The 18,023-nt window shown below is 69.2% G+C and carries 19 protein-coding genes; 11 read left to right on the forward strand and 8 right to left on the reverse strand.

Going from position 1 to position 18,023, the window contains the following annotated elements:
- Nucleotides 1-16: 16 nt before the first annotated feature.
- The 6 genes from IFR14_RS04100 to IFR14_RS04125 all read left to right on the forward strand — a co-directional run bounded on the left by IFR14_RS04100 (nt 17) and on the right by IFR14_RS04125 (nt 7,788).
- A complete protein-coding gene (locus IFR14_RS04100) occupies nt 17-1,675 on the forward strand; it encodes an ABC transporter substrate-binding protein (protein ID WP_124768494.1) in 1,659 nt (552 codons plus the stop codon).
- A 103-nt stretch (nt 1,676-1,778) separates the two neighbouring features.
- The gene (locus IFR14_RS04105; protein WP_191940331.1) at nt 1,779-2,651 is read left to right on the forward strand and encodes an ATP-binding cassette domain-containing protein; all 873 of its coding nucleotides are present in this window, start codon (nt 1,779-1,781) and stop codon (nt 2,649-2,651) included.
- Nucleotides 2,648-3,445, forward strand: coding sequence for an ABC transporter ATP-binding protein (locus IFR14_RS04110; protein WP_056009243.1), 798 nt, complete (start codon nt 2,648-2,650; stop codon nt 3,443-3,445). Before IFR14_RS04105 ends, IFR14_RS04110 begins: the two co-directional genes overlap by 4 nt.
- Nucleotides 3,442-4,425: an ABC transporter permease gene (locus IFR14_RS04115; RefSeq protein ID WP_079704856.1), complete on the forward strand. Its 984-nt coding sequence runs from the start codon at nt 3,442-3,444 to the stop codon at nt 4,423-4,425. The genes IFR14_RS04110 and IFR14_RS04115 overlap by 4 nt, the downstream gene beginning before the upstream one ends.
- A gap of 1 nt (nt 4,426) precedes the next feature.
- Nucleotides 4,427-5,479 carry an ABC transporter permease gene (locus IFR14_RS04120; RefSeq protein ID WP_079704857.1) on the forward strand — a complete coding sequence of 351 codons (1,053 nt, stop codon included), beginning with the start codon at nt 4,427-4,429 and terminating at the stop codon, nt 5,477-5,479.
- Nucleotides 5,476-7,788, forward strand: coding sequence for an exo-beta-d-1,3/1,6-glucosidase (locus IFR14_RS04125; protein WP_191940332.1), 2,313 nt, complete (start codon nt 5,476-5,478; stop codon nt 7,786-7,788). Before IFR14_RS04120 ends, IFR14_RS04125 begins: the two co-directional genes overlap by 4 nt.
- A 79-nt stretch (nt 7,789-7,867) precedes the next feature.
- On the opposite strand, the gene IFR14_RS04130 is transcribed toward IFR14_RS04125, so the two are convergent.
- From IFR14_RS04130 to IFR14_RS04140, 3 genes are all read right to left on the reverse strand, one after another.
- The gene (locus tag IFR14_RS04130; RefSeq protein WP_085512050.1) at nt 7,868-8,170 is read right to left on the reverse strand and encodes a DUF7882 family protein; all 303 of its coding nucleotides are present in this window, start codon (nt 8,168-8,170) and stop codon (nt 7,868-7,870) included.
- A 181-nt stretch (nt 8,171-8,351) separates the two neighbouring features.
- Nucleotides 8,352-8,618 (reverse strand): hypothetical protein, encoded by a 267-nt coding sequence (locus tag IFR14_RS04135; RefSeq protein ID WP_191940333.1) that lies wholly within the window; start codon nt 8,616-8,618, stop codon nt 8,352-8,354.
- Nucleotides 8,615-8,935, reverse strand: coding sequence for a DUF7882 family protein (locus IFR14_RS04140; protein WP_064297077.1), 321 nt, complete (start codon nt 8,933-8,935; stop codon nt 8,615-8,617). The genes IFR14_RS04135 and IFR14_RS04140 overlap by 4 nt, the downstream gene beginning before the upstream one ends.
- A gap of 193 nt (nt 8,936-9,128) precedes the next feature.
- Between IFR14_RS04140 and IFR14_RS04145 the strand changes: the two genes are divergently transcribed.
- A complete protein-coding gene (locus IFR14_RS04145) occupies nt 9,129-9,692 on the forward strand; it encodes a Dps family protein (protein WP_086472957.1) in 564 nt (187 codons plus the stop codon).
- A 92-nt stretch (nt 9,693-9,784) separates the two neighbouring features.
- Here IFR14_RS04145 and IFR14_RS21135 read toward each other — a convergent pair whose 3' ends face one another.
- The gene (locus tag IFR14_RS21135; RefSeq protein WP_255377977.1) at nt 9,785-9,913 is read right to left on the reverse strand and encodes a hypothetical protein; all 129 of its coding nucleotides are present in this window, start codon (nt 9,911-9,913) and stop codon (nt 9,785-9,787) included.
- Nucleotides 9,914-10,030: 117 nt separating this feature from the next.
- On the opposite strand from IFR14_RS21135, the gene IFR14_RS04150 reads away from it, so the two are divergent.
- Nucleotides 10,031-11,209 carry an FUSC family protein gene (locus IFR14_RS04150; RefSeq protein ID WP_191940334.1) on the forward strand — a complete coding sequence of 393 codons (1,179 nt, stop codon included), beginning with the start codon at nt 10,031-10,033 and terminating at the stop codon, nt 11,207-11,209.
- A 21-nt stretch (nt 11,210-11,230) separates the two neighbouring features.
- On the opposite strand, the gene IFR14_RS04155 is transcribed toward IFR14_RS04150, so the two are convergent.
- Nucleotides 11,231-12,070 carry an SDR family oxidoreductase gene (locus IFR14_RS04155; RefSeq protein ID WP_086472959.1) on the reverse strand — a complete coding sequence of 280 codons (840 nt, stop codon included), beginning with the start codon at nt 12,068-12,070 and terminating at the stop codon, nt 11,231-11,233.
- A gap of 202 nt (nt 12,071-12,272) precedes the next feature.
- Here IFR14_RS04155 and IFR14_RS04160 point away from each other — a divergent pair, with 202 nt between their 5' ends.
- The 3 genes from IFR14_RS04160 (at nt 12,273) to IFR14_RS04170 (ending at nt 16,054) form a co-directional block, all read left to right on the forward strand.
- Complete coding sequence (locus tag IFR14_RS04160; RefSeq protein ID WP_191940335.1) at nt 12,273-14,057, forward strand: glycoside hydrolase family 15 protein; 1,785 nt, start codon at nt 12,273-12,275, stop codon at nt 14,055-14,057.
- A 133-nt stretch (nt 14,058-14,190) separates the two neighbouring features.
- A complete protein-coding gene (locus tag IFR14_RS04165) occupies nt 14,191-15,099 on the forward strand; it encodes an SMP-30/gluconolactonase/LRE family protein (RefSeq protein WP_191940336.1) in 909 nt (302 codons plus the stop codon).
- Between the two features lie 58 nt (nt 15,100-15,157).
- A complete protein-coding gene (locus IFR14_RS04170) occupies nt 15,158-16,054 on the forward strand; it encodes an SDR family oxidoreductase (RefSeq protein WP_137242476.1) in 897 nt (298 codons plus the stop codon).
- Between the two features lie 96 nt (nt 16,055-16,150).
- On the opposite strand, the gene IFR14_RS04175 is transcribed toward IFR14_RS04170, so the two are convergent.
- The 3 genes from IFR14_RS04175 to IFR14_RS04185 all read right to left on the reverse strand — a co-directional run bounded on the left by IFR14_RS04175 (nt 16,151) and on the right by IFR14_RS04185 (nt 17,911).
- Entirely contained in the window at nt 16,151-17,137 is a 987-nt protein-coding gene (locus tag IFR14_RS04175) for a YihY/virulence factor BrkB family protein (RefSeq protein ID WP_191940337.1), read from the reverse strand.
- Between the two features lie 79 nt (nt 17,138-17,216).
- Nucleotides 17,217-17,459 carry a DUF3618 domain-containing protein gene (locus IFR14_RS04180; protein ID WP_191940338.1) on the reverse strand — a complete coding sequence of 81 codons (243 nt, stop codon included), beginning with the start codon at nt 17,457-17,459 and terminating at the stop codon, nt 17,217-17,219.
- Nucleotides 17,456-17,911: a phage holin family protein gene (locus IFR14_RS04185; RefSeq protein ID WP_064297085.1), complete on the reverse strand. Its 456-nt coding sequence runs from the start codon at nt 17,909-17,911 to the stop codon at nt 17,456-17,458. The genes IFR14_RS04180 and IFR14_RS04185 overlap by 4 nt, the downstream gene beginning before the upstream one ends.
- Between the last annotated feature and the right edge of the window lie 112 nt (nt 17,912-18,023).

The following is an 18,023-nucleotide window of genomic DNA, read 5'->3' on the forward strand; positions in this document are numbered from 1 at the left end:
CCAAGAGGAGAAAGCGATGAAGCTGAGAACCCCACTGCTGGCCGCGTTCGCGGCCACAGCCCTGCTGCTCACCGGATGCACCGGTGGCGGCGGGTCGAGCGACGGCCCCGAGAGCGGCGCCGCCCTGACGATCGCGAAGCCGGACGGCTCGATCGCCACCGAGTCCAACAACCCCTACGTCGGCGACTCGTCCGCGATGAAGCTCGGCTACATCAACGCGATCCTGGAGCCGCTCGCGATCGTCAACCTCGTCGACCCGAGCGCCGAGGTGAAGCCGTGGCTCGCCTCCGAGATCGCCTGGTCCGACGACTACACCTCCGTCGCGCTGACCGCCCGCGACGGCGTCACCTGGAACGACGGCGAGGCGTTCAGCGCCGACGACATCGCGTTCACCTTCCAGCAGTTCATCGACCACCCCGAACTCGACAACTCGGCCCTCGGCCTCACCACGGTCGCGACCGAGGGCGACACCGTCACCCTGTCGTTCACGAACCCCATGTTCGTGAAGCAGGACAAGGTGCTCCTCAAGCAGATCGTCCCGAAGCACGTGTGGGAGTCCGTCGACGACCCCGCCACCTTCGAGAACCCGGAGCCCGTCGGCACCGGTCCGTACACGCTGACGAGCTTCAGCACCGAGAGCGTCGAACTCTCCGCCCGCGACGACTACTGGGGTGAGCAGCCGGCCGTGCCGACGCTTTACTACGTGTCGTACAACGACAACACGGCCCTCACCACCGCGCTCGCGAACGGCGACGCCGACTGGGCGCAGGCCTTCATCCCGAACGTGCAGTCCGCGTACCTCGACAAGGACAAGGAACACAACGTCTACTGGGCGGCCGCCGGTCTCGCCGTCGACGCGATGTTCGTGAACACGCAGACGAAGCCGTTCAACGACCCCGCGTTCCGCCAGGCGGTGAACCTCGTCATCGACCGCGAGCAGCACCAGCAGATCGCCCGTGAGGGCGGCGTCCCCGAGCTCAGCTCGGTGACCGGTCTCCCGACCCCGGCGGGCGACGCGTTCATCGCCTCCGAGTTCGAGGGCGAGGACTACACCGTCGACGCGAAGGCCGCGAAGCAGGTCCTCACCGACGCCGGCTACACCTGGGAGGACGACGTCCTCACCGACCCGTCCGGCGAGGCCGTCACCTTCACGCTGTCGGTGCCGCAGGGCTGGAACGACTACGTGACCGGCATCAGCCTCATCGCCGACTCGGTCAAGACGCTGGGCGTCACCGCCACGGTCGACACCCCCGACCAGGACACCTGGTGGGCGGCGAAGTCGGACGGCGACTTCCAGGCGATCCTGCACTGGACCGACACCGGCGCGACGCCGTACGACCTGTACTCCGACATCATGGACGGCCGCTGGCTCGTCGCCGAGGGTGAGGCGGCCGACTTCAACTTCGGTCGGTACGACAGCCCGGAGGCCACCGCGGCGCTCGCCGCCTACGCCAACGCGACGGACGACGCCACGCGCGCAGCCGCGCTCGAGACCGTGCAGAAGCTGTTCGTGTCCGACGTCCCGGCCATGCCGATCGGCACGCGCCCGTTCATCGGTTCGTACAACACGCGGAACTACACCGGATGGCCGAGCGAGGACGACCCCTACGCGCCCGCCGACCCGACGCAGCCGACCGCGGTCTACATCCTCACGCAGCTCAAAGCCGCGAAGTAGACACGGGCACCACACCGACGGGCGGGGCGCTCATCCGCCCCGCCCGTCACCTCCCGCATGCGCAACGGCATGCACCGCGATCAGCACAGAACGGACTCATGCAGTGACCAACGACGACCTGCTGACGGTGTCCTCCTTCAGCGTCACCTACGACGTGGAACCACCCGTCGAAGCCGTGCGCGACGTCTCGCTCACCCTCCGCCGCGGCGAGATCCTCGGCCTCGCGGGCGAGTCCGGCTGCGGCAAGACCACCCTCGCCTACGGCCTGCAACGGCTCCTCAAACCACCGGCGGTCATCACGGGTGGGACCGCCGTCTTCCACGACGAGTCCGGCGAGGACATCGACCTCGGCCGGCTGGGCGAGGAGGAGATGCGCGCGTTCCGCTGGGACAAGGCCTCCATGGTGTTCCAGGGCGCGATGAACGCCCTCAACCCGGTCACCTCGATCGGGCGGCAGCTCGACGACGTCTTCACCACGCACCGCCGGGGTTTGTCGCGAGCCGAACGCCGCGAGGAGGCGGGCAAGCTGCTCGACATCGTCGGGGTCGGCCGCGACCGCCTGAAGTCCTACCCGCACGAGCTCTCCGGCGGCATGCGCCAGCGCGTCATGATCGCGATGGCGCTCGCCCTGAAACCGCAGCTGATGATCATGGACGAGCCGACCACCGCGCTCGACGTGCTCGTGCAGCGCGAGATCCTCCAACAGATCTCCGAGCTCCGCACCGAGTTCGGCTTCTCGGTCATCTTCATCACCCACGACCTCCCGCTGCTCCTCGAGATCTCCGATCGCATCGCCGTCATGCGCGCCGGCCGACTCGTCGAGATCGACACGGCGGAACGCATCTACCGACAGGCGAAGGACCCGTACACGCGGAAGCTGCTCGCGTCCTTCCCGAGCCTCACCGGCGAGCGCGGCGACTTCGTCCGTGGGACCGGTGCCGCCACGTCGGCCACCCAGGCAGGAGTGACCGCATGACCACCCTCGAGTTCTCGCACGTCTCGAAGCGCTACCGGGTCCGTGGTTCCGGCCACATGCTCGCGCTCGACGACGTCAGTTTCACCCTGCGGTCCGGCCAGACGCTCGCCCTCGTCGGACAGTCCGGCAGCGGCAAGTCGACCATCGCGAAGATCCTCACCCAGTTGGAACGGGCGACGAGCGGCGACATCCTGCTCGACGGCAAGGCGATCCCGCGTCGTGGTCGTGCACTCCGCCGCTACCGTCAGCAGGTCCGCATGGTCTTCCAGGACCCGTTCGCCTCACTGAACCCGTCGCACACGATCCGCCACCACCTGGAGCGACCGCTTCGCCTCGACCACGTCGTCCCCGAGGCCGAGGTCGAGGACGAGGTGCACCGCCTCCTCGAGCGCGTGCAGCTCGATCCGGCCGGCACGATCGACCGTCGGCCCCACGAACTGTCCGGCGGTCAGCGCCAGCGGGTCGCCATCGCCCGTGCGCTCGCCTCGCGTCCGTCCCTCCTCATCGCCGACGAGCCCGTCTCGATGCTCGACGTCTCCATCCGGCTGGGCGTCCTCAACCTCCTGGCCGAGCTGCAGCGTGAGTCACAACTCGGCGTGCTCTACATCACGCACGACCTCGCGACCGCGCGGCACTTCAGCGACGAGATCATGGTCCTGCACCACGGCGAGGTGGTCGAGCGAGGCCCGGCCGACGACGTGATCCTCCGCCCGCAACACCCGTACACGCTCGCCCTCCGCAACGCGTCGCCCGACCCCGACCGCCACTTCGCGGGAACGGAGACCATCGCATGACCTTCTTCCTCCGTCGCGCCGCCTTCTACGCGTTCACCGCGTGGGCCGCGATCACGATCAACTTCTTCCTGCCACGGATGCTCAAGGGCGACCCCGTCTCGGCGTACATCGCCAAGAACCAGGGCCGCATCAGCCCCGAGGCAGCGGACTCACTGCGCACCCTGTTCGGACTCGACGCCGACAAGTCGATGCTCGAGCAGTACCTCGACTACTGGCGGCTCCTCTTCTCAGGCGACCTCGGACGGTCCTTCTCGAAGGGCCTCGCGCCCGTCACCGACGTGATCGCCGCCGCCCTCCCGTGGACCGTTGGTCTCGTCGGGATCGCGACGATCCTGTCGTTCGTCCTCGGGACGTCCATCGGCGCCCTCATCGGATGGCGACGCGGCAGCAAGGCGGACTTCATCGTCCCGCTGTCCACCTTCTTCTCGACGGTGCCGTACTTCTGGATGGGCCTCATCGCGATCGCGGTGTTCTCCACCCTGCTCGGCTGGTTCCCCGCCTCCCACGCCTACGGCAAGGGATCGAGGCCCGAGTTCTCGCTCGACTTCTTCGGGCAGGTGATCGCGCACGGCTTCCTCCCGGCGGCGACGATCGTGCTCGCCTCGCTGGGCGGCTGGATCCTCGGCATGCGCAACATGATGGTCACCGTCCTCGACGAGGACTACGTGACCGTCGCCCAGGCGAAGGGGTTGCCGACCCGCCGGGTGCTCGTCGACTACGCGGCGCGCAACGCGATGCTGCCGCAGCTGTCGAGCTTCGCCCTGTCGCTCGGCTTCATCGTCGGCGGCACGATCGTCATGGAGATGGTCTTCTCCTACCCGGGCGTCGGCAAACTCCTGCTCGACGCCACGACGGCGAAGGACTACCCGCTCATGCAGGGGCTCTTCCTCGTCATCACGCTCACCGTCCTCGTCGCGAACATCCTGGCCGACGTCGCCTACGCGGTGCTCGACCCCCGCACCCGCCAGATGGAGTCCTGACATGACCATCCCCACCACCGAGGCCCTCGCCACCGCCGAGGCGCCCAAGCCGACGCCCGCTGGTCGCTCGTTCGCCGCCCGGTTCGCGTCGTCGTTCGCGATGTTCCGGAACGGCAAGTCGATCGCGGGGCTCTGCATCCTCGGGTTCTTCGTCCTCGTCGCGGTCTTCGGCGACCTCATCGCGCCGTACGGCCCGCTCGAGAAGGACTTCACCGCGCTGCGCCAGGCTCCGTCGGCCGCGCACCTGCTCGGCACGACGCACATGGGTGAGGACGTCCTGAGCCAGCTGATCTACGGCACCAGGGGCGTGCTCCTCGTCGGCTTCCTCGCCGGGATCTTCGCGACGATCATCGCCGTCGCGATCGGGGTCACCGCCGGGTACGTCTCGGGGTTCACGAGCGAGTCGCTGTCCGCGCTGACGAACGTCTTCCTCGTCATCCCGGGGCTCCCGCTCATGATCATCGTGGCGTCCCAGTACGACAACCCGAGCCTGTTCCTCATCGCCGGTGTCCTGGCGCTCACCGGGTGGGCGTGGGGCGGCCGGGTGCTCCGCGCGCAGACGATGTCGCTGCGGAACCGTGACTTCATCCAGGCGGCGAAGGCGAACGGGGAGTCCCTCTTCCGGATCATCACCGTCGAGATGCTGCCGAACCTGACCGCCATCATCGCCTCGAGCTTCGTCGGCACGGTGACCGCTGCAGTGCTCGGGCTCACCACGCTCGCGTTCATCGGCGTCATCCCCATCACGAACCTCAACTGGGGCACCATCCTGTTCTGGGCGCAGCAGAACGGCGCGTTCCCCGACTTCTGGTGGTGGTACGTGCCCGCCGGTGTCTGCATCGCCCTGCTCGGCGTCGCGCTGTCGCTCATCAACTTCGGGATCGACGAGTACGTGAACCCGAGACTCCGCTCGGCGGGTGAACGCGCCAGGGCCCTGCGCAAGCGCGGCATCAAGCCCGGGGCGAGCGTCACCGCCGTCCGCACTGAGACGACCGGCCCGTCCACGATCACCGACACGACCCACACCGAACGCGCTGGAGCCACCGAACGATGAAGACCGACACCGCCCCTCACCTCGAGGACGCCCGCTACCTCGACGCCACGCTGCCCATTGCAGCCCGCGTCGACGACCTCGTCGAGCGGATGACCGTCCGCGAGAAGGTCGGGCAGATGATGCAGCTCGACGCGCGCGACGACATCGAGGCGCACGTCCTCGAGACACACGTCGGCTCGATCCTGCACGCGTCACCGGAGCGTCTCGCGGTCGCGCATGAACTCGTCGGGCGGACGCGACTGCGGATCCCGCTGATCGTGGGGGAGGACTGCATCCACGGTCACTCCTTCCACCTCGGCGCGACGATCTTCCCGACGCAACTGGCCATGGCCGCGAGCTGGGACGCCGAGCTGCTCGAGCGGGTCGCCAGGGCCACGGCCGTCGAGGTCGCCGCGACGGGTGTCCACTGGACGTTCTCGCCGGTGCTCTGCATCGCCCGTGACCTCCGCTGGGGGCGCGTCGGCGAGACCTTCGGTGAGGACCCGTTCCTCATCGGCGAGCTCGCGTCCGCGATGGTGCGCGGCTACCAGGGCGACGGCCTGTCCGACCCGACCGCCATCCTGGCGACGGCCAAGCACTTCGCCGGCTACTCCGAGACGCAGGGCGGGCGCGACGCGAGCGAAGCCGACATCTCCCCGCGCAAACTGCGGTCATGGTTCCTCCCGCCGTTCGAGCGGGTCGCCCGCGAGGGCTGCGCCAGCTTCATGCTCGGCTACCAGTCGATCGACGGGGTGCCGATCACGGTCAACGAGTGGCTGCTCAACGACGTCCTCCGTGGCGAGTGGGGGTACGAGGGGACGCTCATCACCGACTGGGACAACGTGGGCCGCATGGTGTGGGAACAGCAGGTCAGCCCGGACTACGTGCACGCCTCGGCTGCCGCGATCCGCGCCGGCAACGACATGGTGATGACCACGCCCGGCTTCTTCGAAGGTGCCCTGGAGGCGCTCGAGCGCGGGCTGCTCGAGGAGGCCGACCTCGACCGCGCGGTCCGTCGCATCCTCACCCTGAAGTTCGCGCTCGGCCTGTTCGAGCGTCCGCGGCACCCGGACGCCGCGGAGCAGCTCGCGGTGATCGGTTCGCCAGAGCACACCGAGCTCAACCTCGAGACCGCGCGTCGCTCGCTCGTCCTGCTCCGCAACGAGGGCGTGCTGCCGCTCGCCGGCGGCTACCGGGCGGACGAGGCAGGCAGGGCGATCGCGACGTCCGAGGCCGGGCCGCAGCGCATCGCCGTCGTGGGTCCGCTCGCGGACGACGCACAGATGCAGCTCGGCGACTGGGCGGGCAACTCCGGCCAGGCCGGTTGGTTGCCCGACGGCCAGCCGCGCGAGATGATCACCACCGTGGTCGACGGCCTGCGTGCGGTCGCACCCGCCGGGAGCACGGTCACGACCGCGTTCGGAGCGGACATCCTCACGCTCTCACCCGATCCCGCGGGGGCGACCTTCCCCGACGGTCAGCCGCGTCCGCCGCTCGTCACGCCCGCGCGACCTGACGAGGCGCTCATCGCGGAAGCCGTCGCGCTGGCCGAGGACGCCGACGTGGTCGTCGCCGTCGTGGGCGACCGCATCGAACTCGTGGGGGAGGGTCGCTCCACCGCGACGCTCGAGCTCATCGGCGGACAGGTGGCACTGCTCGACGCCCTGGCCGCCACCGGCAAGCCGCTCGTCGTGGTCCTGCTCGCTTCGAAGCCGCTCGTGCTGCCGCCGTCCGCGCTGCACGCCGACGCGATCGTGTGGGCGGCGAGCCCCGGCATGCAGGGTGGCCGCGCGATCGCCGAACTCCTGCTCGGTCTCATCGATCCGACCGGTCGCCTGCCGATCTCCTTCGCGCGGCACGCCGGCCAGCAGCCGACGTACTACAACCAGATCCGTGGACAGCACGGCGACCGCTACGCCGACCTCACCCAGGAGCCTGCGTTCGCGTTCGGCGACGGGCTGTCCTACTCGAGCGTCGAGTACGGAGAGCCGCGCCTCGACCAGGCCGTTTACGGACGTGACGCCACCGTGCGCGCCGAGGTCGAGGTGCACAACAGCGGTTCGCGCCCCGTCCTCGAGACCGTACAGGTGTACGTCAGCGACCTCGTCACCTCGGTCAGCTGGGCCGACCAGGAGCTGAAGACGTTCCGTCAGGTCGCGATCCAACCGGGCGACACGGCGACGGTCACGATCGAGCTGCCCGTCGCCGACTGCTCCATCGTCGACGCGAGGGGACGACGGGTCGTCGAAGCGGGCGAGTTCGAGCTGCGGGTGGGCGGCTCCTCACGGGCCGATGCGCTGCACGCGGTCCGCTTCACGATCGCCGCCTGAGCTGTCGGCCGCCGGAACCCTCACGGGGCCGCACGAAGTCCCTCCTGTTTCGTGCGGCACCCGTGAGCGGTCCCGATGACTACGCCAGTTCGTCCGCGTCAGCGCGGACGGTGACCTCGCCGCCGTTGGCGCCGTGCATGAGGTCCTCGAGCAGTGGCCGGTCCATCTCGAACGTCTCGTCCGAGTCGAAGCTGAACTGCAGCGGGATCGACGGGTGCAGCCAGAGCGTGACGCGGCCGCGTTCCGTCGAGGTGTCGCGCAGGGTCACCGAGAACGACTCGTTCCGGCGGAGCTTCATGAGGGTGATGGTCTTGACGTGAGCCAGCATCCGGTCTTCGAGGTGGAACCGGTTCTCGCCCGTGCCGTATACGATCGCGCCCATGTGCTGTGCCCTTCTCCGGGCCTCCGACGATCGACACGGCGAGATGCGCCGGTGTCGAGCGGCCAGCCTGGAGACCCACTTCAATGTCCGCCGAACAAGTGTAGGAAACTTGAAATCGTCGCTCTGAACTGTTGATTTCCAGGTGTCGGCTGCGCTATGCCAGCTTCCGCTGGCGAGGCGGTCAGGACAGCAGGTCGGGGTCCTGTCCCTGGGGGAGTGCCGAGGAAGGGGTGTCCTGGGAAGGACCGTCCGGTGTGCCCATCGCGATGCCGATCCCGGGGCCGATCAAGATGGTGATGGGCTCCAGCTGACCCTCACCGCGGTCGACCTGCAGCCACCGGAACTGTCCGGTGGAGATGCTGTCGAGCACCTCGGCGCGGAACTCGTCCGGATCCTCGACGGCGATCGAGTACGGAAGTCCCTGGTAGACGATCTCCATGCGGCTCATGCGACTTGTCCTGTCCGGCTCGGAGCGGGCTCCGCGATGACCGAGAGGCCGTGGGCGGAGTTCGCCGTGACGTTCAGCGCGTCGATCCACGCGCGGTTGAGGTCGATCGGGACACTGCCCGAGTACTTGAAACGCAATGGCACCGAGGGGTGGATCCAGATGACGCTGCGCCCGTCGCCGGCGCGCGGGTCGTCCTTCCAACCGAAGTAGAAGGCCTCGTTCCGGCGGAGCTTCGCACCGATCACGAACTGCAGGTGCGCAAGCAGCCGGTCCTCGAAGGTGATCGAGACCTCAGAACCGTAGATCAGTTTTCCCATGGCGGGCCGTGCTCTCCTCGTCGTGCGTCATGCGGTATCGCTCTGCGCTGTGTGTTGCTTCACCTTAAGACTCCCGGCTCCGAAAACCCAGCTGGCGGCCGCGCGGGCGCGAATGGGACGCTTCGGCGTCGATGTCAAGGGCCCCGGGATCGACAGGTACGGTGCGTAACCTGCCGTGCAGGAGGTGCCAACCATGGCAACAGCAGAGAAGACCAGCAAGACCGAGAGCACGACCCGATCGGCTCCCGGAGGATCCGGGCCGAAGCCCACCCGTCGGCAGAACGCCGAGAAGGGCTTCGTCGCGTCGAAGGAACTCGACGCCAACATGCAGGCCGTCCTCGTCGACCTCATCGAGCTGTCGATCCAGGGCAAGCAGGCGCACTGGAACGTCATCGGACGCAACTTCCGCGACACGCACCTGCAGCTCGACGAGATCATCGACGCCGCGCGCGAGTTCAGCGACACCGTCGCGGAGCGCATGCGTGCCCTGCACGCCGTGCCGGACGGCCGCAGCGACATCGTCGCCGAGACCACGACACTGCCCGAATACCCGCAGGGCGAGATCGACACCTCGGAGACGATCGACCTGATCACCGTCCGACTCGAGGCGGTCGTCGGCACGATGCGTCGGGTCCACGACGACGTCGACGATGAGGACCCGACGAGCGCGGACATCCTCCACGCGATCATCCAGCAGCTGGAGCAGTTCGCGTGGATGATCAGCGCGGAGAACCGGACGGCGACCCGCAGTCGTTGACCTGCAGGCGGTGACCCTGGGCGGCGCCCGACGACCACGCGTCGTCGGCAGCGCCGCCCGGTCGTTCGTCGACGACCAAGGGCCGGCGACGACTACTCGTCGTCGGCGCCGCCACCCGACGCCGTGTCCTCGCCGTCGTTCGGCTCGGAACCGTCGGAGCCCGAACCGTCGGGGATCTCTTCCGCGTCGGGACGTGAGGATGATGCAGATGCGTTCGTCATGTTCGCTTCCTTCCTGGTTGTCGCCATCGGAGATGACCAGACCAACGCTAGGCCGCCGAGCTGATCGGCGCGTGGGGGTTGACGCTTCGACAGGGCCAGACCAGCATGGCGGCTGTGATGAGCGGTGATGAGGTGACCGGGCGCGAGACCCCGACGGGGAGCATCCGCACACCGAAGCAACGGGTCGGCGCGTGGATCATGCCCGCGCTGCGCCCGTGGCGCCTCATGCTCGCGCTGAAGGTGGCCATCGCGGCCACCGCGGCCTGGTTCCTCGGCAGCCTGCTCCCGGGCGAGCTCGGCGACTTCTCCTACTACGCCCCGCTCGGCGCCCTCGTGAGCCTCACGCCGACGCTCATGGACTCGGTGCGCTCGAGCCTGCAGACCCTCATCGGTCTGGGCCTCGGCATCGGACTCGCGTGGCTGCTCATCATCTCGCCCGCGCCCGGCTGGGTGTCCGTCTCGCTGTCGGTGGGGCTCGGCACGCTGCTCGCCGGCCTGCCGGGGCTCGGACAGGGCCGTGACTACGTCCCCATCGCGGCGCTGTTCGTCATCATCATCGGCGGAGCGAACGCCAACGACTTCTCGGTCGGCTACCTCGTGCAGATGGCCCTCGGCGTGCTCGTCGGGCTCCTCGTGAACCTGCTCATCATGCCGCCGTTGTTCGTCCGCGAGTCGGCAGCGGGGATCTCGGCCGCGAGGTCGCGGATGGTCGGTGCGCTCCGGAGCATGTCGGACACCCTCCGATCCGAGTCGGCACCGACCCCGGACGACCCGCCGTCCTGGGACAGCTCGCTGCTCGCCATCCGGCACGACGTCGACGCAGCCCGCGGGCTGATGAAGGACGCCGCGGAGAGCCGCCGGGCCAATCCGCGCACGCGGTGGAACCGGCACGACTTCCGCGGGGATGAGGGGGCGCTCGCCGCCCTCGAACGGATCGCGCCGGTGGTCGTGGAGATCGGTGACGCCCTGCGTGCGGCGCTCTGGGGGATCCCGGTGCCGGTCGACCTCGACGAGGGCGTCCGGAGCGCGCTCGCCGATGCGATCGACGCCTCGGCCGACCTCGTCGAGGCCGCGATCGACGACGAGCGGCTCTCCGAGGCGCTGCGTGCCTCCGACCAGGCGCTGACGACGCTGCGACGGGCGGCGCGCTCGGCGCACGCGGGCGCGAACGGGGCGGCGGGTCGGGAGCCGGACGACGACGACCCGGCGGAGGATGCGGGCGGCGAGAACCTGCTGTTCGCGCTGCGCCGCATCCACGCCGAGATCGAACGCTCGGAGCGGTCGCCCGACGCCTGAGCGGCGCCCGGCGCGCGGTCCTCAGAGGATCGGCTTGCCGCCGGTCACCGCGATGACGGCGCCCGAGATGTAGCTCCCCTCGTCCGAGGCGAGCAGCACGTAGGGCGGAGCGACCTCGGCAGGCTGGCCCGGACGCCCGAGCGGGGTGTCCGTTCCGAACGACTCGACCGTCTCGGGCGGCATCGTCGACGGGATCAGAGGCGTCCAGATCGGGCCGGGGGCGACCGCGTTCACGCGGATCCCGTCGCCGCCGAGCATCTGGGCGAGCGAAGCGGTCATGCTCGCGAGCCCCGCCTTGGTCATGGCGTAGGGCATGAGCTGCGGCGACGGCGAGTCGGCCTGCACCGAGCTCGTCGCGATGATCGAGGAGCCCGGAGCCATGTGCGGGACGGCCGCCTTGCTCAGGTGGAAGAACGCGCTCAGGTTCGTGGCGAGCGTGTGGTCCCATTCCTCGTCCGGGATCTCGGCCAGGCTCTCCCGGGTCATCTGGTACGCGGCGTTGCTCACGAGGATGTCGACCTTGCCGAAGCGTTCGACCGTCGTGCGGACGATCTCACGGCAGTGCTCGGGGCTCGTGAGGTCCCCACCGATGCTGAGGGCGGTCCGGCCGGCCTCCTCGACCCAGCGGACCGTGTCGGCGGCGTCCTCGTCCTCGTCGAGGTAGCTGACGACGACGTCCGCCCCCTCGCGGGCGTAGGCGATGGCGACCGCCTTGCCGATACCGCTGTCGCCGCCGGTGATGATGGCGACCTTGCCCTCGAGTTTGCCCGAACCCCGGTAGCCGGTCTCGCCGTGGTCGGCCTGCGGCGTGAGCGCTCCCTCGGTCCCGGGCGGCTGCTGCTGCTGAGCGGGCTGGTTCATGGTGTTCCTCCCTGTGCTGCTGTGGATCCGTGCTGCTGTGGATGTCGGCATGCTGCGGTTGTGGTGCTCCAACCCAAGCCGATCCGAGCGATCCGCCTCCAGGGGTTGACGCCCGCCCGGCACCCGGCGTCCCGCGCTAGCAGCCGCGTGGCGGGGCCGCCAGCCCCGGCGATTCGGAGGTGCGGCTCGTAGGGTGAATCGCATGACCGCAGCTGGCGAGGATCTCCGTTCGTACGCACCGATCGGGGACGGCCGCACCGTCGCCCTCATCGGACTCCGTGGCCAGGTCGACTGGCTGCCGATCCCCGACCTCGGCTCCATGCCGGTGTTCGCCCGGCTGCTCGACGACGACTCCGGCGGGTGCATCGAGCTCGAGCCGGTCGGCGAGTACACCGTCACGCGACGCTACGTGTCCGGCACCAACGTCTTGCGCACGACCTTCACGACCGAGCACGGGCGCGCGACGATCACGGACGCACTCGTCACGGGCATCGCGGGTCGCCTGCCCTGGGCCGAACTCGCGCGCCGGATCGACGGGGTGTCGGGCAGTGTCGAGTTCACCTGGCGCGTCCGGCCCGGGACGGCGCTGGGGACGGCTTCGCCTTGGATCGAGGACAGCACGCGCGGCCCCATCATCCGCTCCGGCGCGACGACGATCGCGGTCGTCGGCGACGAGTACGGGCCGGAGGAGGTCGAGGTCGACGGGGCCATGCCGACGGAGCTCTCCGGTCGCTTCACGACGACCGAGAACTCCCGTCACCTGCTGATCATCGTCGCCACCCACGGTGAGCCGATCCATCTGCCGGTCCCGGCGAACGTCGACGTGGGCATCGATCGGACGATCGACAACTGGCGCGCCTGGTCCCGGGCCTTCTCCTACGAAGGCCCATGGGCGGATCAGGTGCAGCGGAGTGCGCTCGCGCTCAAACTCCTGATCTTCAGCCCCACCGGCGCCATCGCGGCCGCGGCGACCACCTCGCTCCCGGAGAACCCGCGCGGAGCCAAGAACTGGGACTACCGCTTCGCCTGGGTGCGCGACCTCGCGTACACCGCGCACGCGCTCGTCCGCTTCGGTCTCCGCGAGGAGACGCACGCCGCCGTGTCGTGGCTGCTGCGCACCATCCGCGAGAACGGGCCGGAGCTGCACATCTTCTACGGACTCGAGGGCGGGGTGCCCGACGGGGTCGTCGAGCACGACGTCGCCGGCTGGCGCGGCATCGGTCCGGTGGTCAGCGGGAACCCGGCCCAGGGGCAGCTGCAGCTCGGCGTCTACGGCGACCTCTTCGCGATCTGCCGCACCTACGTCGACGCCGGCAACGTCCTCGACGTGGAGACCGGCCGTCTCCTCGCCGAGGTCGCCGACCGCACCTGCGACCTGTGGCGGAACCGCGACGCCGGCATGTGGGAGCTGCCCCAGGAGGAGCACTACGTGTCGTCGAAGATGGGCTGCTGGCAGGCGCTCGGCGACGCGGTGCACCTGGCGGAGCTCGGGCAGGTCGCCGGCAGTGCCGACCGCTGGCGCACCGAGCAGACCCGCATCCGGGAGTGGATCGATGAGCACGGGTGGAACGAGGAGCGCGGGGCGTACGTCATGTTCCCCGGGAGCGACGATCTCGACGCCTCCGTGCTGCTGCACGCGATGAGCGGGTTCGACCGCGGTGACCGGATGTCCTCGACGATCGACGCGCTGACGGCCGAACTCGGCGAGGGGGCGCTGATGTACCGGTACTCGGGCGTGCAGCAGGAGGAGTACACCTTCGTCGCCTGTGCGTTCTGGCGGGCCTCCGCGCTCGCCTGCGTCGGTCGTCACGACGAGGCGATCGCGGCCATGGACGAGCTCGTCGGCATGACCAACGACGTCGGGATCCTCGCCGAGATGATCGACCCGGCCGACGGCGCGCACTGGGGCAACCTGCCGCAGGCGCTGAGCCACCTCGCGCTCATCAACGCGGCCCTCACGATCAAGGAGCTCACCGAGCAGGATTGAGCGCTCCCGGTCCCTGAGCTGCGCCGCACTGAGCCTGTCGAAGTGTCGAAGGGCCCACGCACGCGGGTACCGGCCGGATGCTGGGAAAGCAAGCCCCGCGGGGACACCCGTCCGGGTCCGTACCGTGGAGGCAATGGATGTTCACCCACAGGTCTTCCGAGACACCCCCGCGATCCTCGTCGAGAGCATCTGGTGGGACGCCCGCACCGACGAGGTCGTCTGGGTCGACATCACCGCGGGCACGCTCCACCGCGGACGGATGGATGGCGCCGTGGACGGCAGTGACGACCGCGTCACCGAGCTCCCACCGCCGCTGAGCGCCGTGCAGCCGCGTGCCGCGGGCGGCTACATCGCCGCACTCGGTGACCGCATCGTCACCCTCGACGACGACGGGCTCATCGCCGAGACCCTGGCGAAGCTCGACCACGTCCACGCCGGTCTGCGCAGCAACGAGGCGAAGGTCGACCCGTTCGGCCGGTTCCTCGTCGGCTCCATGAACGTCACCACCGGCGAACCGAATGCCGCCCTGTACCTGCTCGACGACACCGGACTCCGCACGCTCCTCGGCGGCTTCGGCGTCACCAACGGCTTCGAGTGGTCCGACGACGGTCGTACCGTGTACGTGGCCGACACCACCGTGAAGACGGTCTACCGGGCGAGCACGGGAGAAGACGGCCGACTCGGGCCGCTGGAGCCCTTCCTCGTCGGCTACGACTCCGACGGCCTCGCGCTCGACACCGACGGTCGATTCTGGAACGGCGTCAACGGCGGTGGTCGCGTGCTCCGGTGGAGCCCGGACGGCACCGTCGAGGATGAGCTGAGCGTGCCCGCCCCAGGCGTCACCTCGGTGGCCTTCGGTGGGCCCGAGCTCACGACGCTCTTCGTCGGGACGGCCCGCGAGAACCTCACCGAGGCGGACCTGGTGGACGCACCGCTCAGCGGCGGCATCTTCCGATTCGACGGACTCGCGACCGGCCGACCCGTCAATTCCTACGGACGCCGATCGACCTCGGTGCCCGACCCGGCGACCGACCGCATCTGACCTGAACCATTCCGACCTGTCCGACCACGACCGAACACTGAACGAGAGGACCATCACCATGGCCAACGACCAGTACACCTTCACCGACCCGGCGAAGCTCTACGCCCACATCACCGCCGAGAAGCAGCACCAGCCCGAGCCCGGACTGGACGCCGAGCTCGACCCGAAGGCCGACCTCGGCGAGAAGAGCTACCGCGGCTCCGGCAGGCTCACCGGCCGCAAGGCGCTCATCACCGGTGGCGACTCCGGCATCGGCGCGGCCACCGCGATCGCCTTCGCCCGCGAGGGCGCGTCCGTCGCGCTGTCCTACCTTCCCGAGGAGGAGGAGGACGCGCAGCGCATCGCCGGCATCCTGCAGGACGCCGGTGCGACCGTGCTCACCCTGCCCGGCGACCTCCGCGACCCGGCCTACTGCCGCGACCTCGTGGAGCGCGCGGTCGAGGGCCTCGGCGGCCTCGACATCCTCGTGAACAACGGCGGCAAGCAGAAGTTCAACGAGGACCTCACCACCCTGACGGACGAGCAGTTCGACGACACCTTCAAGACCAACGTCTACGCGATGTTCTGGATCACGAAGGCCGCCCTGCCGCACCTCCCGGCCGGTTCGTCCATCATCAACACGACGTCGATCCAGGCGTACTCGCCGTCGGACATCCTCGTGGACTACGCGTCGACCAAGGCGACCATCAACGCCTTCACGAAGGCGCTGGCGCAGCAGCTCGCGCCCAAGGGCATCCGTGTCAACGCGGTCGCTCCCGGCCCGATCTGGACGCCGCTCCAGGTCTCCGACGGACAGCCGCAGGACAAGATCGCGGAGTTCGGCGAGGACACCCCGCTCGGCCGCATGGGACAGCCGGCCGAGCTCGCGCCCGCCTACGTGTTCCTCGCGTCGGCGGAGTCGAGCTACGTGCTCGGTGAGACCCTGAACGTCAACGGCGGTATGCCCACGCCGTAACCCCGTCCCACCCCACAGCAGCCCGCGAACTGTCAGTTGCGGCTAGTCAGACCACCATCCGACTAGCTTCTTCTGACAGTTCGCGGGCTGTTTGGGTCAGTCCGTGCGGTCTGCAGCGCGTCGCACGCGACGGCCCTCGAGGGCGTCCTTCGCGTCGCGGTCGGCGAGCGCCTTGATCGCGGCGTCCGAGCGCAGGGGCAGCTGCAGCTCCTGCTCGGCGGCGACACCCGAGGCGAGCTGGCGGCCTCGCTGGATCTCGATGTCGAGCTGGGCACCGAACAGCAGCGCGAGGTTCGCGATCCAGATCCACAGCAGGAAGATGATGATGCCGGCGAGCGAGCCGTAGGTGGCGTCGTAGTTGCTGAAGTTGGCGATGTAGAAGCCGAACCCGAGCGAGGCGATGAGCAGGATCAGGAGCGCGGCGAGCGCACCGATGCTGATCCAACGGAACTTCTCCGGCTTGATGTTCGGCGTCGCGGAGTACAGTACGGCGATGACGAAGACGAGCGCGACGGCCATGACCGGCCACTTCGCGATCGACCAGACCGTGAGGCCCGTCTCACCGAGACCGACCGCCTGTCCGATGGCCTGGGCGACCGGCCCGGACACGATGAGCGCGAGGGCGATCACCGAGATGACGAGCAGGACGACGAGGGTCACGCCGAGCTGCGTCGGACGCAGGGACCAGATCTTGCGCCCCTCCTCGACCCCGTACATGCGGTTGAGCGCGCGTCCGAAGCCGCCGACGTAGCCGGATGCCGACCACACGGCACCGCCGATACCGACGACGAGCGCGAAGCCGATCGCCGGTGACTCGACGAACTGGTTCACCGCGTCGGTCAGGAAGCCGAGGCTGTCGCCCGGTGCGAGGTTGCCGACGATCTCGAGGAGGGCGTCGGTGCCGTTGCGGCTCTGTCCGAAGAGGCCGAGGATCGAGACGAGCGCCAGGACGGCCGGGAAGAGCGACAGGATCGCGAAGTAGGTGAGCCCCGCGGCGAGGTCGGTGCACTGGTTCGAGGTGAAGGAGTGCAGCGTCCGCTTCAGGACGTAGCCCCAGGGGACGGGGACGCGCTGGGGGTTCATCGTCTCTTCCGCGTGGTCCGCATCGCGGTTCCGCGGATCGTCAGCCGTGCTCCGATCGAGACGGTCCTCTTTGGCGGACTCAGACACGGTGCCCTCGGTTTGCACGCCACAGCAGGACGCCCGCACCGACGACCGCGACCGAGGCGACGACGATGGCAGTGGTGCGCAGGTGGTACGCCACGGCGGTGCGGACGTCGAACTTCTGGAAGAGGAGGTCGAGCGTCTGCGCGAGGTGCTCACGCGTCTGTTCGACTTCGAGCTGCAGGGTGTTCAGTCCGGCACCCTCGGGGGGAGTGGGGCGGGCGAGATCCTGGTCGCTCATGCTGCGGCCTCCTTGGTGTCGTGCTTCGAGTCGTGCTGCTGGTGCTCTGCGAGGTGGTCGCCGGTGAGGGCTTCGACACTGCGCTCGGGGACGGGCTTGGCGCCGGCCTTGAGCTTCTTGACGCCGACGAGCGCCAGGATCCCGGCGACGAGGATGAGTACGACGCCGACGATGAGGGCGGCGAGCCAGGCGGGGAGCACGGTGGCGAGTCCGAGGACGGCGGCCGCGATGAGCGTCCCGAAGCCGAAGAGCACGAGCACGAGGGCGACGACGAGCATTCCCGCGCCGACCCCGAGGTCCTTGGCCTTCTTCGTCATCTCCGCCTTGAACAGGGCGATCTCGCCCGTGACGAGGCGGACGACGTCTTCGCGGAGGTCGGTGAGGAGGGTCTTCATGGGAGGAAGTCCGCGGCGACTCCGTCTGCGGTCGGCCGCGCTGCTGGCATCGGTCATGTGAGCACTCTTCTCGTTGTGGTCCTCCAGCCCACACCCCTCGCGCGCGCGAGACAAGGGCTTGACAGGCGTGTCGGCCGATCACGGAATACGACGACCCGGAATTGGTTAC

The organism is Plantibacter sp. CFBP 8775 (genome assembly GCF_014839505.1).
GTDB lineage: Bacteria > Actinomycetota > Actinomycetes > Actinomycetales > Microbacteriaceae > Plantibacter > Plantibacter auratus.